Origin of the sequence: Vibrio comitans (assembly GCA_024346835.1) — a bacterium.
Classification (GTDB): Bacteria; Pseudomonadota; Gammaproteobacteria; order Enterobacterales; family Vibrionaceae; genus Vibrio; species Vibrio comitans.
Genome location: AP024867.1, coordinates 800,287 through 814,788 on the forward strand (window position 1 = coordinate 800,287; position 14,502 = coordinate 814,788).

12 protein-coding genes are annotated in these 14,502 nt (G+C 42.5%); 8 read left to right on the forward strand and 4 right to left on the reverse strand.

The genetic code is table 11. The features are described 5' to 3' along the window. The first annotated feature begins 255 nt into the window (after window positions 1–255). Window positions 256–1,161, forward strand: coding sequence for a helix-turn-helix domain-containing protein (locus tag OCU46_RS17405; RefSeq protein ID WP_244311411.1), 906 nt, complete (start codon window positions 256–258; stop codon window positions 1,159–1,161). Between the two features lie 668 nt (window positions 1,162–1,829). Then, a complete protein-coding gene (locus OCU46_RS17410) occupies window positions 1,830–2,582 on the forward strand; it encodes a hypothetical protein (RefSeq protein ID WP_141271577.1) in 753 nt (250 codons plus the stop codon). Window positions 2,583–2,657: 75 nt separating this feature from the next. Here the strand turns inward: OCU46_RS17410 and OCU46_RS17415 are convergent, their stop codons facing one another. Both OCU46_RS17415 and OCU46_RS17420 read right to left on the reverse strand, forming a co-directional pair. Beyond that, window positions 2,658–3,110, reverse strand: coding sequence for an exoribonuclease R (locus OCU46_RS17415; RefSeq protein ID WP_141271576.1), 453 nt, complete (start codon window positions 3,108–3,110; stop codon window positions 2,658–2,660). Between the two features lie 74 nt (window positions 3,111–3,184). Further along, window positions 3,185–4,006: a helix-turn-helix transcriptional regulator gene (locus tag OCU46_RS17420; RefSeq protein ID WP_167495392.1), complete on the reverse strand. Its 822-nt coding sequence runs from the start codon at window positions 4,004–4,006 to the stop codon at window positions 3,185–3,187. Between the two features lie 139 nt (window positions 4,007–4,145). On the opposite strand from OCU46_RS17420, the gene OCU46_RS17425 reads away from it, so the two are divergent. Further along, the gene (locus OCU46_RS17425; RefSeq protein WP_141271574.1) at window positions 4,146–5,765 is read left to right on the forward strand and encodes an MFS transporter; all 1,620 of its coding nucleotides are present in this window, start codon (window positions 4,146–4,148) and stop codon (window positions 5,763–5,765) included. A gap of 25 nt (window positions 5,766–5,790) precedes the next feature. After that, entirely contained in the window at window positions 5,791–8,148 is a 2,358-nt protein-coding gene (locus OCU46_RS17430; protein ID WP_141271573.1) for a GH36-type glycosyl hydrolase domain-containing protein, read from the forward strand. Window positions 8,149–8,292: 144 nt separating this feature from the next. Here the strand turns inward: OCU46_RS17430 and OCU46_RS17435 are convergent, their stop codons facing one another. Beyond that, complete coding sequence (locus OCU46_RS17435; RefSeq protein ID WP_141271572.1) at window positions 8,293–9,168, reverse strand: LysR family transcriptional regulator; 876 nt, start codon at window positions 9,166–9,168, stop codon at window positions 8,293–8,295. A 129-nt stretch (window positions 9,169–9,297) separates the two neighbouring features. Between OCU46_RS17435 and OCU46_RS17440 the strand changes: the two genes are divergently transcribed. Beyond that, window positions 9,298–10,371: a linear amide C-N hydrolase gene (locus OCU46_RS17440; RefSeq protein WP_141271571.1), complete on the forward strand. Its 1,074-nt coding sequence runs from the start codon at window positions 9,298–9,300 to the stop codon at window positions 10,369–10,371. A gap of 107 nt (window positions 10,372–10,478) precedes the next feature. Here OCU46_RS17440 and OCU46_RS17445 read toward each other — a convergent pair whose 3' ends face one another. Continuing rightward, complete coding sequence (locus OCU46_RS17445; protein WP_141271570.1) at window positions 10,479–10,856, reverse strand: hypothetical protein; 378 nt, start codon at window positions 10,854–10,856, stop codon at window positions 10,479–10,481. Window positions 10,857–11,364: 508 nt separating this feature from the next. Here OCU46_RS17445 and OCU46_RS17450 point away from each other — a divergent pair. From OCU46_RS17450 to OCU46_RS17460, 3 genes are all read left to right on the forward strand, one after another. Further along, window positions 11,365–12,549 (forward strand): Gfo/Idh/MocA family protein, encoded by a 1,185-nt coding sequence (locus tag OCU46_RS17450; protein WP_208733543.1) that lies wholly within the window; start codon window positions 11,365–11,367, stop codon window positions 12,547–12,549. Window positions 12,550–12,551: 2 nt separating this feature from the next. Continuing rightward, on the forward strand, window positions 12,552–13,418 hold the full coding sequence (locus OCU46_RS17455) for a sugar phosphate isomerase/epimerase family protein (protein WP_141271568.1): 867 nt from the start codon (window positions 12,552–12,554) through the stop codon (window positions 13,416–13,418). A gap of 94 nt (window positions 13,419–13,512) precedes the next feature. Further along, window positions 13,513–14,499, forward strand: coding sequence for a Gfo/Idh/MocA family protein (locus OCU46_RS17460; RefSeq protein ID WP_141271567.1), 987 nt, complete (start codon window positions 13,513–13,515; stop codon window positions 14,497–14,499). The last annotated feature ends 3 nt before the right edge of the window (window positions 14,500–14,502 follow it).

Sequence of the window (14,502 nt, forward strand, 5' to 3'; positions counted from 1 at the left end):
CAAAACGTATACATTTCGTAAAAGGTTGAAATTGGTCAGTTATGCTGTTTGAAAACAGCGAACCCTCTTTGTATATGGCGGTTTAGCTGATTTATTAGAGAGCTACTCGTTGCGTCTTTCAGCACAATAAATTTCGAGAAATGTATAAGTTACGTATGATCAATAGATGTAAGGTCGGGGTGTGAAACAGACCAAGAGAAGGTAAGCACTAGCCTCAACTTCTGAGATAAATAGTGCTATATACGGAGAACTACAATGAGTAAACACATTGCCATCGACAGTATCGCACAACTTCATCGCAACTTAGGATTGGGCAAACCTTTACACCCATTAATTTCCGTGTTTAAGCAGTCTGAATTGCATGTCACCGCCGAAGTAGGTACGGAAGTTGACTTAAATTTATACATAATTGCATTAAAAGATTGCGCCAACTGCCAATTTGGTTACGGCCATAACATCTATGATTTCGAAGAGGGCATGCTTGCCTTTATGGCACCTGGTCAAACATTTCGTGTTGATAAAATGGAATTATCCGCTGACGATGTCGGTTGGAGTATCGCTTTTCACCCTAGATTGTTAAAGGGTATGGATTTAGCGCTCACAATATCGCGATTCTCATTTTTTCAATATGATATCAGTGAAGCCCTCCATTGCTCCCAACGAGAAATCGACATTTTGGGAGAGATTGCCACTAACATAGCCTCTGAAACACATCAAAATATGGACCGCCATACAAAGAAGGTCTTGAACGCTAATTTAGAGTTGCTGCTGAGTTACTGTACTCGATTCTATGATCGCCAATTTATGCTGCGATCACCTCAGAATAGAGAGCTAATAGATCGCTTCGATGCGTTTTTGAATCAGTATTATAACGACGGAACCATGCTAGAGTACGGGATCCCAAGCGTTCAAATATGCGGTAAAGAGTTAGGCTTATCACCTTATTATTTAAGTGATTTATTAAAGCAAGAAACGGGGAAAAGTGCCTTAGATCACATCCATTTGTTCCTCATTGATCGAGCAAAGCGGCAAATGCTTGGTACCAAAGATAGCATTACCAAAATTGCTTCTGATCTAGGCTTTGAATATCCGCAACATTTTTCGAAGCTGTTCAAAGCCAAAATGGGTATAAGTCCTCGTCAATATCGTACTACGCACTAATTATAGATAGGAACGAATGATGGAATACTACAAAGGTTGCGTCTAATAAAAGTACTAATTAAATCGAGTCAATAACTTCGTTCACTCCTGAAGGAGCCATGTGGGCTAGGCTTTTCCATAGATGCCCCAGCAACGTCTATACTGGCTCAAATATGCCAGACTTCAATTCTAGTTACTTTTTTAGAACCAAGCCGCACTAAACGGAGGCAGGTCTTACCTTTTGCCCTACTTGATTTTATCCGAAGACTCACTACTCATCAAAAATCGAAACTCACTTTTGTCCACAGACGAGTTGGGGGAGCCAAAGCTAAATTGCCTTTGCCTTAAAACGAGTTGCATCTAAACATTGCGTTTGAAAAATACCCCGACTTTGTCTCAGAAAAAGCAAAGCAGAGGTTTAGCTTTAAAGCTACCACTAGAATCAACCCAGTTCATACTTTTAGTAACCTAGATGAAGAGTTGCCTTGTTCCATATGGAGTAAGTCACTTGAAGTGAATGAGGATAATCGTACCTCTATGCCCCATGATACGCACAGATCGCAGATAGGTCTCACAATGGCTTGTTGCAAATAGACACCGATTACACTTCCTTACATTTACTGTGGCCAGTATGGCAAACATTGGCCTGGCTTCTGCATCTTTCTGGCTGTTATATACAGGAGATGAATATGTTTAAAGTAAAATCCATAGCTATGGCAATTTGTTTATTAGCACCAAGCGCTTATGCACTTACTTCTAGTGATATAGATGATGAGCGTATTGCCGTGATTAAGGATGCGGTGGCGGCCCAAAATGGTGCGTTTGTTGCACTAAATCAGGGCTTAGAGCCAGTGGCGAATCAAATTTCTAGTGAGGTTGGTGAAATTATCAACGTTGCACTCCTTACAAATAATGAGAGTCGCATGTTATCGAACTGCTCATTGAATGCGACTGGGCTTGCGACGCGTCAAACAACAGCTTCGGTTTCGGATGAAGCTGAAGATATGATGCCAAACACTGGGGACCACTTTTGGGGTCAGCATGCTCCTACGGTAGAGAAGCAATTAGTGGGTATTTCCAACTACTTGTCTGTTAAGACCGAAGATATGCCATTTGAACTCGCGACACCACAAGGCAGTCAATGGAAAGCGTTAGATCAAACCAAGGTACAGGAGTCTCAGTCTTGGCATGAAATGAACGAATACCCGAATGGGACTCGTTTTGTTGTTGCAATAGGTTTAAAAGAGGATCTTATTCGCGACAATAGCCACTATATCTATGCTGAAAAACAGCAAGATCAGATCATTTTTATTGATGGTCAAACCAACCTTGCCAAAGATATCCCACCTACGTACCTATACGATCAATTTGATTTCGCACACCTTGCGATACCTAGTGTGACGACCATGATGTTTTGGGCGTTAAAACCTGTTGATGCGTAAAGCAACGGCATAAATGGGCAGGCTCCAGCATCATTATTGGAGCCTGTTTCTTTCGATACAGAGTTTTATCTCTAATTAAGGATTCTGCTCAGCGTTAATACTCGCGTAGGTGTGCAAAAGCTCGGTGAGCGTTTTTACCCAACCAAAAGCATCTTGAGGAGCATTGACTAAAATCTTCTCTACCTGCTCGCAGTGAGTTTCGAGGGTGATGGCTTCTTCTAGGTTGAACGAAATTGCGTAGAAGTGCCACAGTACCAAGCGTGTCATTCTCTCACTATTTTGCTTAGCATTTTCTGAGTCATCAAAGGCTTGCTGAATCTCACTAAGAGCAATAGCCGTCATGCGCAGTGTGGCATCTAGGCGTGCTGACATCATGCGCTCTTCGCTATCCACTTCTTCATGATCGAATGTGAAAAGCTCGCTCATCACGTCTTCTGGCACCATTTTACTGATCATTCGTGCGCCAAACTCTTCAAGTTCGTGGCGGGGCATAGTGACAAGGCAATCAAAGGTGTAATCACGAAGCATAAAAATCGCTCTAGTTAGCTGTTTAATAGGACCCGCATTCTAAGCCTTATGCATGATTTTACCAGTGCTAGATGTTATTGCTCAGCCATGTTTCTTAGGCTTTCAGGGCTAACACCCAATACCTTCTTGCACATTTTCGATAAACCAAAACCATCTTTATAACCGACTTGCTCGGCGATAACCGCAAGGGGCCAGTGCGTATTTAGTAGCAAAAATTGTGCACGCTTAATTCTCAGTTCTATAACTTTTTGCTTGGGACTCTGCTGATAGGTGTTTTTGCAAAGGCGGTGCAAGGTGGGCTCTGAAATGTGCAGTTTCTTTGCCATGACTTGCGTCGTCCATGGGAAGTGAAGTTGCTGATCCACTTCCAGGAACAGGCGCTCTAATTGACCTTTCATATCTGGTGCATCAAATTGAATGATGGACTTTTGAATATAGAGGTGGATGTCTTGGTTGAGTATCTTTCTAGTTTCAAATGGCACATCTAACGTCAGTAAGTGCAGCATGTGCTTTAGGTTATCGTTGTAGTGACCCTTTCCCAAAGAGAGAGGGAGCGAGTTCATTCCCGCCCAGTTAGAGGTTGGCTCAAGAATGAACCATACAAAATCCCAGTGGCTGTCCGTTTTGTAGTACACAAAGTCAACATCGTGTTTGAGCAGTACCATGCTCGATGCGGTTAGGCTAATTGTCTGTCCTTCACTCTCCACCGTAGCATTACCCGACAAGGTAAACAGCAGTGTGTGATGGTCCGGATTTTTCCTAGAGCAAAGGTATTCATCACAAACATGGGTTACACCCGCCATGCGTATTTGCTGGCTAGCAAAAAGTGGCGCGTTGTCTTGAGAAATAAATAACTCAGTCGAGTTTTTACCCAATTTGAATTTATTTGACACCATCGACGTTATTACTCTCTTGATAGTTTTAGACATGCTCAAGAGAGATTGTGCCATAGAATGAGGAGATGAATACATTAAAGTGTCAAATAAGCCGTGTATACGGACATAACGGAAAATAATAACAAATAGGGCACAACTAATGTCGAACTCTTTAGATAGAACAGCAAAGCTTAGCCTGCGTGAAAAGCTAGGTTATGCCATAGGTGACTCTGGCTTTAACTTCTACTGGATCATCATCGGATCTTACTTATCTTACTTCTACACTGATATCTTTGGTTTATCTGCAGCAGCTGCAGGTACTATGTTTTTGGTCACTCGAATCGTCGATTCAATCTCTGACCCATTGATGGGGGCTATTGCTGATCGCACGAACTCTCGCTGGGGTAAATTTAGACCTTACTTAATGCTTGGTGCTATTCCGATGGCAGGTGCAGCAGTACTGACCATGAGTACACCTGATTTAGGAGAGGGCGGAAAGCTTATCTGGGCTTATGGTACTTACTCACTGATGATGCTGTGTTACACCATCTTAAGTACTCCTTATTCCTCGCTAGCGGGTGTAATAACCGCCGATACAGAAGAAAGAAACTCGCTGTTTGGCCTTCGTTTTTTCTTCGCGTACGCAACCGGTATTTTAGTGGGCGCGTTTACACCTGAATTAGCAGATTATTTTGGTAACGGCGATGATGCTCGAGGCTGGCAGTTAACAATGGCCCTGTACGCAAGTGTTGCTACAGTGTGCTTCTTTATCACTTTCTACACCACTAAAGAGCGTGTCGTACCGCCAGTTGGACAGAAAACCAATCCAATTTCTGACATCAAAGATCTGATGAACAACAAGCCTTGGCTGATATTGTTTGCTCTGGCGATGATCATCATGATGACCATTGTATTTCGCGGCAGTAGCGCAACGTATTACTTCAAGTACTTTGTTGAGCGCCCAGATCTAATGGGATCGTACATTGGTCTGCAAATGGCAGCCTATGCGGTGGGTTGTTTGGCGACGCCTTATCTAACGCGCAAGATTGCTGATAAAGCTAAGCTTTTGATGATTCTGATGGGGATTGTTGGTTCGCTAAGTATTGCGTTTTCCTTTGTGCCAAAGCCTGCCGCTATGGGCATGGTCACTGTGCCTTCAAGCGAGTCCATAACCTTAACCGCTACTGAAGTCTTGGGTGAACCAACAGCTGAAGGTGAGCATATTGAGTGGATTGAACATCAAAAATCTTTCTGGATATTTAGCGATAAGGTTGTGGTTGCCGAGGGTACAGAAGAGCTCAGCCTTGATGATGCTCGCGGTACGGTAATCAGCATTCAGAAAACCTTAGCGAATGGCGAGGTGATGAACAGCTCAGAGCTGCCGATTGAGATTATCACTATGTTTGTTCTGAACATCTTGATCAGCTTGGCACTTGGGCCTAAGTCGCCAATTACATGGTCAATGTACGCCGATGCTGCTGACTTCAATGAGTGGAAAACTGGTCGCCGCGCAACAGCAATGACCTTCTCTGCTGCTACCTTCTCTCAAAAACTAGGTGGCGCTATTGGTTCGGCAACGGTGCTGTGGGTGCTTGCAGTTGTTGGATATTCGGCCAATGAAATTCAAGATGGCGCTTCGCTATCCAGTATTGTCTATCTACAAACCATCGTCCCTGCTTTCTTTGCCTTTGTTGCGATTGGCGCATTGCGTTACTACGACCTAACGGCAAACAAGATCGAAACTATCCAAATAGAACTAAAAGCGCGTGCAGCGGTTTAAAAATAATAACGAAAGGCTAAGCAAAATGTTGATTACAACCAAACAAAATGGCGAACGAGTAGAGCTTTTGAGTCCAACAGAGATGCCCAAGGCTTCAGGGTTTCTGTGGAACAAACAGATGATGATTCAGGTAAATTGTCGTGGTTACGCAACCGCACAATTTATGCAGCCAGAGCCTGCAAAATACATGCATGCTCCAAACCTTGAAGCGAAGAGCTTCATGCAGCCCGAGCAACCGTATTTTGCTCATCACCCTGGGCGCTTCTTCTACATTAAGGACGAAGAGACGGGTGAAATCTTCTCGGCGCCTTATGAGCCGGTAAGAGCAAAGTTAGATCAGTATTGCTTCTCATTGGGGCAGTCGGATATCCAATGGCAGATTGAACATCTTGGTATCGAAGTTGAGCTGTGTCTTAGCTTGCCAGAAGATGACGTGGTAGAGCTTTGGCAGCTAAAGGTGAAAAACGTTTCAGGGCGTGCTAGAAAGCTCAGCGTTTACCCTTATTTTCCAATCGGTTACATGAGCTGGATGAATCAGTCTGCCAAGTACCGTCAAGACCTTGGTGGCGTAGTGGCAAGCTGTATAACGCCTTATCAAAAGGTAGCTGACTACTTTAAGAATAAAGACCTGAAAGATAAGACGTTCTTCCTTCATGATAGAGCGCCTACGTCTTATGAGACTATTCGCGAAGTGTTTGAAGGTGAGGGTGGTTTGCACAACCCTACAGGTGTCCAGCAAAGCAGATTAGACAATGGTGATGCCTTGTATGAGACGCCTACTGCAGCTTTGCAATACCAAATGGTTTTAGATACCGACCAGCAAGAGAACTATCGATTTTTGTTAGGTCCAGCGTTTGATGATGCTGAGATTGCGAACAAACGTGATCGTTACTTTGCGGATACTGATTTTGCGAATACAAAAGAGAAATACGCTGCCTATGTGGCTCAAGGCAAGGGCAGCATTGAGATAAACACACCTGATACTCAACTAAATGAGTTTGTGAATAGCTGGCTTCCAAGGCAGATGTTCTATCACGGCGATGTGAACCGCCTAAGTACCGATCCGCAAACACGTAACTACATTCAAGATGCGATGGGTATGGTGTATATCAAGCCAGATGTGACTCGTGCTGCATTTTTGCATGCACTCGCACAGCAGGAGGAGTCAGGAGCTATTCCTGATGGCATTTTGCTAACCGAAGAAGCCGAACTTAAATACATCAACCAGATCCCGCATACGGATCACTGTATTTGGTTCCCAGTTTGCTTGCGCGCTTATCTTGATGAAACCAATGATTATGCGATCTTTGATCAACCCGTTCAGCAGTTCAAAGGCACTGAATCTAAGACTGCCTTTGAGCGTATTACCAATGCCATGCGCTGGCTGTTCAACGAGCGTGATCGTCGAGGCCTGAGCTATATCGCGCAAGGGGACTGGTGTGACCCAATGAATATGGTGGGTTACAAAGGTAAAGGGGTATCAGGATGGCTATCTATGGCCGCAGCTTATGCACTGAACATTTGGTCTGATATCTGTAAGCAACTAGGCGAGAACGAACTCTCAGCTGAATTTAAGAGCAATGCCGAGGCCCTGAATGAAGCAGTGAACAAGCACATCTGGGATGGCGACTGGTACGCGCGTGGTATCACCGACGATGATGTGGTATTCGGCACCAGTAAAGATGAAGAAGGCCGTATTTTCCTTAACCCACAAAGCTGGGCAATCTTAGCCAATACGGCAGATGCAGAAAAACGACAAAAGATGATTCAGCAAGTTGAGCAGCAGCTAGAAACGCCTTACGGGGTGATGATGTTGGCGCCAAGCTTTACTGGAATGCGAGATGATGTTGGTCGTGTAACGCAAAAGCATCCTGGCTCGGCGGAAAATGGTAGCGTTTATAACCACGCAGCGATTTTCTATATCTTCAGCCTCTATCAAGCGGGTGAAACCGATCGCGCATTTAAGCTAATGTCGCAGATGCTGACAGGGCCAGATGAGGCCGATTATGTTCAACGCGGCCAGCTTCCGGTGTTCATCCCTAACTACTATCGCGGTGCGTACTATCAGTTCCCAAGAACGGCAGGTCGTTCAAGCCAGTTGTTTAACACCGGCACGGTTTCTTGGGTTTACCGTTGTATCGTTGAAGGCTTGTATGGCTTGAAGGGTACTGAGCGTGGCTTATCTATTGAACCTCAACTCCCTGCCGATTGGGATAATGCTAGCGCGGTTCGTAGTTTCCGTGGGGCAACCTTTGAAGTGACAATTGAGAGAGCTGATGTGACGCAAACCGAGGTGAGCGTTGATGGAGTGCCACTATCATCAAATATTCTCGAAGACATTGAGGCAGGAAAAACCTATAAAGTTAAGGTGTTGATTGCTTAGCTTTCGTAATGCTTGATTTCGCTTGAGTTAGTCAATGCGTTTAGCGCCCTTGCTATATAAGCAGGGGCGTTTTGCGTTCAGATGTTGGAGTGATTCAAACGATAGAACTGCCTAAGTTCTGCAGTACATTTGCGATTTGAGTCTTTAGCGATTCTTAAACTTTTTCATTTCTTTTATGAAGAAATCCATCGCAGGGTTCAGTGCTTTTTGTTTTTGCCAGATAAGGTTTGTTGTCCACTGAGATATGCTATCAGTGCTTTCTTGATATAGCTCTACCTCCCCATTTTGCAATGCTTCTTCACAGGTAAACCGCGGTAAGTAACCCCAACCTACACCTGCCTTAATTAAGTTTAGAATTTGAATACCACTGTTGGAGAGCATGTATCTATGGCTTGATACATCGGCGTTACGCATACCGATATCGTCTAGAAATGAAAGGCTTAGCTGCAGTTTATCGTTTAACGCGTCTATATCCACTGCTGTTGGTACTGACCAGTTAGTGGGTATCACCCTTACCACATCGAATGAGTAGGCTTTTTCCATCGCTAATTCATCATGAAGATAAACGGTATTAAAAATCAGACCAATATCGACAGTCCCGGAAAGCACGGCACTTTTTATCTGCATAGTGTCATTGCTTTGCACTTTTAAGGAAATGTGCGGGTAGGTTTGCAAAAGTTGGGCGAGAAGTTGGTCGATTTGACTGTCTAGCAAACCACTATCAATAGCAATGGTTAGCTTGTCGGGTATGCCTTGCAGAATGCTCTCCACATTGGCATCAAACAACGCAGACTCTTTTAGCATAGCAATGGCAGACTTATAAAGCTGTTCACCTTCGGGGGTTACCTCTAATGAGCGAGGGTGTCGGATAAAGAGCTCTAACCCTGTATCGATTTCTAGCGTGTTGATTTGTTCACGAATAGTAGAAACGTGTTTACCAACCTGCCTGGCGGCCTGTGCCATTCCTTTATTGTCCACGGTGGCGACAAAAGCTCTAAGTTGATCTAACGAAACGGACATACAGTTCCTTTGCTGAGTTACACACTTTCAGAGGGGATTTACCTAGTCTTAGCAACTTTGGGATATGCATTTAATAGTAATAATAGACTCATTCCTAGAGAGTAACTATTCAAAAGAAGTGAGACTATTATGAAATCTTTCAAACTAAACAAAATTGCTACAGTGGCATTGGCAGCAGCTTCATTAGCTGCAGCTGTAGGTACAGCAAGCGCATGCTCACGTTTCACGCTAGATACACCACACGGTGTTTCTACAGTTCGTTCTTTAGATTGGGGCGACCAGTTGGGCAACGTCGCTCAAGTTAACCCAGTAGGTATAGACAATGCTTCAGAAACACCGAGCTATAAAAATGCGATGCAATGGACGACTAAATACCATGCGATATCTCAGATGGAATGGGACGTATTCCATGGTGTTGCATCAGATGCAATTAACTCTGAAGGCCTAGCTGCATCATTACTTTATATGAACGATTCAAAAGAGTTCATTAAAGACTATAAAGATACTGGCGCACCAGCAGTAAGTTTCCTTGATGTGATTCGTTATATCACGGAGACATATTCAACAACCGAAGAGGCTGTTGAAGCATTTAACAACAATGAATGGCAAATTGCATGGGCTGACGGTCTGCATGGGGCTTTACATGGCTTACATATCTCTATTCAAGATAAAAGCGGTGACATTGCTCTGATGCAGCTTAACGAAGGTGGCAAGATGGTAGTGCACCGTGGCGATACATCAAGTGACCTGCGTGTAATGGCGAATGCCCCTCTTCAGCAAGATCATCGAGAATACGTTGCCAAAGTGGACCTTAACGACCTAAAAGCTAAAGACATTCCAAGTTCAATTAGCTCTGCTGACCGTAACCTTCGTGGTTTATTTAACACCCAGCACATAGAGTTCAAAGAAGATGCAAGCTGGGCACAAACTCGCGGAAAGCTACTGAGTACGTACAACGCTGGAAACCTAATCCCACAAGATCTTGTTGACCCCACCAACGATGCAACCTACGCAACTTGGACCCAGTTTACCTATAACCACGATAATGGTGACTTCTTGTTCACTAACTACGACACTCGCACTCAGATTGGTTACAACTTTAGCGAAACGCTAAACTTCACCAAAACAATGTGTGCAGATACAGTACAGCAGGCAAACGGCGGCCTAAGCAAAGCAGTGTTTACTGAATGTGCTACTCACTAATGTCTTAGGTTTGTAAGAAATTTTGCGAACTAGATGATTTCTATAAAGTTTAATGCCACCCGATTTAGGGTGGCATTACTTTTTGGTAATTCTATATTTGATAAGTTTTAGATCGGTTGTAGTTGTTGATCTCTAGCTTGTAGTTGCGGTGCAAAAGCAAGTTTATCGGCTGACATTTTTTCGCCATTCGGCATCATAATATGAGTCACAGCCCAAACTATGCAACCTAGTGGCAGGTTGAACAGAACACGGCTTTGCGTAAACAAAGAACCTTCGTTATGGGCTGGGCTAATAGCTAGAGCCTCGCCTTTCCAGTGCTTAAGTAATGTCTGGTAATCAATTGATAAATCTAAAGACAGTAGCTCTGGTTCTACGTCTTTGATTATTTGCATCTTTATAGTCGTAGAAGCGCCTTTCGGCTCTAACCACAGCCTATGTGGAATGTTTGAATCCTGCCACGGCAACATTTTCTTTTCATTGTTCATAGTCTTCTCCATTTTGTGTTGTTTAATTCTTACTGTTTAATTTGGTATGCCAATATCGCATTGGTTCAATTTTAAATCTACAAATGCAACCAAGTATTCTCAAAAATGTGATAAACACCAACTATGTTGAGCAGCTATAGATACTGTTTGATTCGGTAGGTGTTGATAGTCCAACACTCAATAATTCCTTTATATACAAGGGGTATAGAAAGATAAAAAGTAGTGAACTATTTTTCATCAAGTGATATGTGCATGCTGGTGAGGTATAGGATTTGTTAAAATCTAGCGGATATCTGTTCTGTATATTGGTATTCTTAAGCTATGATTTGCCCTAAATATGATTAGGTATTATGTGATCAGATAGACAATGATAAGGGTTTTTATTCGTTTATCATGATTTGGATCACCAATTACCATTACTCACCTTGAATCTGTACACCAATTTTATTTAAATGAATACCAACACAGTGAGACACCTAAAAAACATAATCTAATGAAGGAAAAAATAATGACTGTACGAATTGGTATTATTGGTATTGGCCAGCAAGGCTCTATGTACGCTTCAGTAATGAAAAATGGCACTTTCATGGGTATGGAGATTGGAACCGTTGAAGGTCTTGAGCTTGGTGCGGTGTGTGATAATAGTGATGAGCGCAAAGCATGGGCGGAGAAAGAACTTCCTGGAGTACCTTTCTTCAGTGACCACATTGAAATGCTAGACAGTGGTTTGATTGATGCTGTGCTAGTTGTTACTCCTCACTACCATCATCCAGTAATGGCAATGGATGCGATGGAACGTGATCTGCATGTTCTTTGTGATAAGCCAGCGGGTGTTTATACCAAAAAAGTAAAAGAAATGAACGCTATGGCCGAAACAAAGCCACATCTGAAGTTTGCGATGATGTTCAACCAACGTATGAATCCACTGTACCTGAAATTAAAGGAACTCATGGACAGCAACGTCATTGGTGAAATTCGTCGAACTAATTGGCTGATTACTACGTGGTGGCGCCCTGAAGGCTATTATCAAATGAGTGATTGGCGTGCAACTTGGGGGGGCGAAGGTGGCGGTGTTCTTATCAACCAAGCTCCACACCAAATAGATCTTTGGCAATGGCTGTGTGGCATGCCAACTAAAGTATCGGCAAAAGCAGCATACGGTAGCCATCGCAATATCGCAGTAGAAGATGATGTAACAGCGGTTGTTGAATATGAAAATGGTGCAACGGGTTCATTTATTACCTGTGTTCACGATTTAGTCGGCACCGATAGATTCGAAATCCTTGGTGACAAAGGCAAGATTGTTGTGGAAGACAGCAAGAAAATTATCTTAAAAACTTTGGATGAGTCGGAATCAGAAATCAGTAAGAATTTATCATTTGAAGATATGAAGCGCCTATTCATGGGTGGCGGTATTGGAGATGTGATTACTGAAGAAGTCATTGAATTTGAGAATGTTTGGGGTTTACAACATTTCGATGTACTCAAGAACTTTGCTGCAGCAATCACTGAAGGCGCAGAGCTTGTTGCCCCAGGCTCTGAAGGTATCAATGCACTGAGTATTACCAATGCAATGCACCTTTCTAGCTGGTTAGGTGAAGAGGTTTCTTTGCCAATTGATGAAGAGCTGTACTTCGAGAAGCTTCAAGAGAAGATCGAAGAAGAAAAGCTAGCTAAAGTACAGGAGGCGTAGTTATGTCTAAACCTCAAATTGCTGTACAAATGATGATGCTGGCTGGCAAAGTCAAAGAGCTAGGTGTCTATGAAACACTGAAAACGTTAAAAGAGATGGGCTTTAATGCTGTAGAAATATCACAAGTAGATATGTCAGAAGAGAACGTAGCTGAGATGGAAAGAGCAGTCTACGAACTAGAGATGAATATTTGTTCTTTGAGTGCTTATACAGCACAAATTCATCCATCGTTCCCTGTAGACTCTTTCGATCTTCACTTTGACAAGATTGTTTCTGATGCAAAGCGTTTGGACGTAAGTTATTTACGCATTGGCTCTTTACCTTTCACTCATTATGGCCAACCAGAGAAGTTTATTGAGTTTGCCAAAGAAATGGATATGTGGGGTGCCAAGCTACGTGAATACGGTATTAAGCTTTTCTATCATAACCACCACTGTGAGTTCGATAAAGTAGATGGCAAGGTTCTTTTTGAACATTTAGTTGAAAATACTTCGGCAGAGAATATCGGCTTCGAGATTGATGTGCATTGGATTCAACGTGCCGGTCTTAACCCTGCAAAATTTATTAAGAAGATGGCTGGCCGCGCAGAGCTTGTTCACCTTAAAGACTATCGAATTGCTACGCCTTCTCAGGAAGATCTGATGGGTTCTTTAGCTAAAGGCGATATGAATCTATTTTTCAATACGATTCAATTTGCAGAGATAGGTGAAGGCAATTTGGACTTTAAGGAAATCATCGACGCGTGTGAAGAATCAAATGTCCGTTATTTACCGATCGAACAAGACGATACATATGGAAGAGATCCATTTGAGTCTTTACAAATCAGCATGGATAACCTGAAGAAAATGGGATACGCAGATTACTTTTAATTAAACAAGTGCTCTGTAAATAGGTGTTGATATTTATATTAGCACCTATTAGTCCACTTTAAATACAATAAATAAAAATTTATGAGAGAACTTTATGCTAAGAGTTGGTGTTATTGGATGTGGCGCAATTTCTGTTATTCACTTTGATGCGATATTAAAGAATCAAGATGCTCAGTTAGTGAGTGTATGCGATATTAACCTTGAAGTACTAGATAAAACAACAAGTAAATATTCATGTAATGGCTATGTTGATTATTCAGAAATGATTTCAAGTGAAAGTTTAGATGTTGTTCATATTTGTACACCTCATTATTTGCATAAAGAGATGATTGTTAAAGCAATTGGTCTAAATATCAATGTAGTCACTGAAAAACCTGTTGTTATGAATATGCTAGAAGCACAGGAGGTCGAATGCGCTTTGGCTAATTCTGAAGCTAAGCTTGCTGTATCTTTCCAAAATCGTTACAACCCAACTTCAGTAGTTATGCGAGAGTATGTGGATAATGAGGTGCTAGGTCAATTGGTCGGCATCAAGGGTTTTGTTACTTGGCAGAGAGAACCTGAAAGTTACTATGCGAATAGCGAATGGCGAGGTAAATATGCTACCGAAGGCGGTAGTTTGGTCATCAACCAAGCCATCCATACTATTGATTTAATTCAGTGGTTAGGTGGAGAACTCACTAAGGTAGACGGCAGTTATTCAACTAAGGCGTTTCAAGAATATATCGAGACTGATGATACGGCAGAGATATATTTTGAGTTTTCAAATGGAGCTAAAGGATTGTTCTATGGTACCAATGCCTACTCTACAAATTCTCCTGTAGAAATGGAATTGCACTTCGAAAAGGGTCTTCTCAAGTACATGTTAGGTAAATTGTTTTTGGTTGACCAAGAAGGTGAGTTAAAAGAATTAGCTCGTGATTTCTTACCAGGTAAGACAGGAAAGAACTACTGGGGAGCAAGTCATGAAAAAGCAATTAATGCCTTCTACCAAGCATTTACTGCGGGTGGTGATTATATAGATTTAGTCGAATCAATAACCGCTATTGATATTATTAGCCAGTTAAAAAAAGCCAACTGAGTT

Excerpts from the sequence above, each read along its gene's own strand:
- OCU46_RS17430 (WP_141271573.1), top strand. The coding sequence starts at position 5,791 with ATGTTGATTACAACCAAACAAAATGGCGAACGAGTAGAGCTTTTGAGT.
- OCU46_RS17435 (WP_141271572.1), bottom strand. The coding sequence starts at position 9,168 with ATGTCCGTTTCGTTAGATCAACTTAGAGCTTTTGTCGCCACCGTGGAC.
- OCU46_RS17420 (WP_167495392.1), bottom strand. The coding sequence starts at position 4,006 with ATGGTGTCAAATAAATTCAAATTGGGTAAAAACTCGACTGAGTTATTT.
- OCU46_RS17450 (WP_208733543.1), top strand. The coding sequence starts at position 11,365 with ATGACTGTACGAATTGGTATTATTGGTATTGGCCAGCAAGGCTCTATG.
- OCU46_RS17415 (WP_141271576.1), bottom strand. The coding sequence starts at position 3,110 with ATGCTTCGTGATTACACCTTTGATTGCCTTGTCACTATGCCCCGCCAC.
- OCU46_RS17405 (WP_244311411.1), top strand. The coding sequence starts at position 256 with ATGAGTAAACACATTGCCATCGACAGTATCGCACAACTTCATCGCAAC.
- OCU46_RS17425 (WP_141271574.1), top strand. The coding sequence starts at position 4,146 with ATGTCGAACTCTTTAGATAGAACAGCAAAGCTTAGCCTGCGTGAAAAG.
- OCU46_RS17460 (WP_141271567.1), top strand. The coding sequence starts at position 13,513 with ATGCTAAGAGTTGGTGTTATTGGATGTGGCGCAATTTCTGTTATTCAC.
- OCU46_RS17410 (WP_141271577.1), top strand. The coding sequence starts at position 1,830 with ATGTTTAAAGTAAAATCCATAGCTATGGCAATTTGTTTATTAGCACCA.
- OCU46_RS17445 (WP_141271570.1), bottom strand. The coding sequence starts at position 10,856 with ATGAACAATGAAAAGAAAATGTTGCCGTGGCAGGATTCAAACATTCCA.
- OCU46_RS17440 (WP_141271571.1), top strand. The coding sequence starts at position 9,298 with ATGAAATCTTTCAAACTAAACAAAATTGCTACAGTGGCATTGGCAGCA.
- OCU46_RS17455 (WP_141271568.1), top strand. The coding sequence starts at position 12,552 with ATGTCTAAACCTCAAATTGCTGTACAAATGATGATGCTGGCTGGCAAA.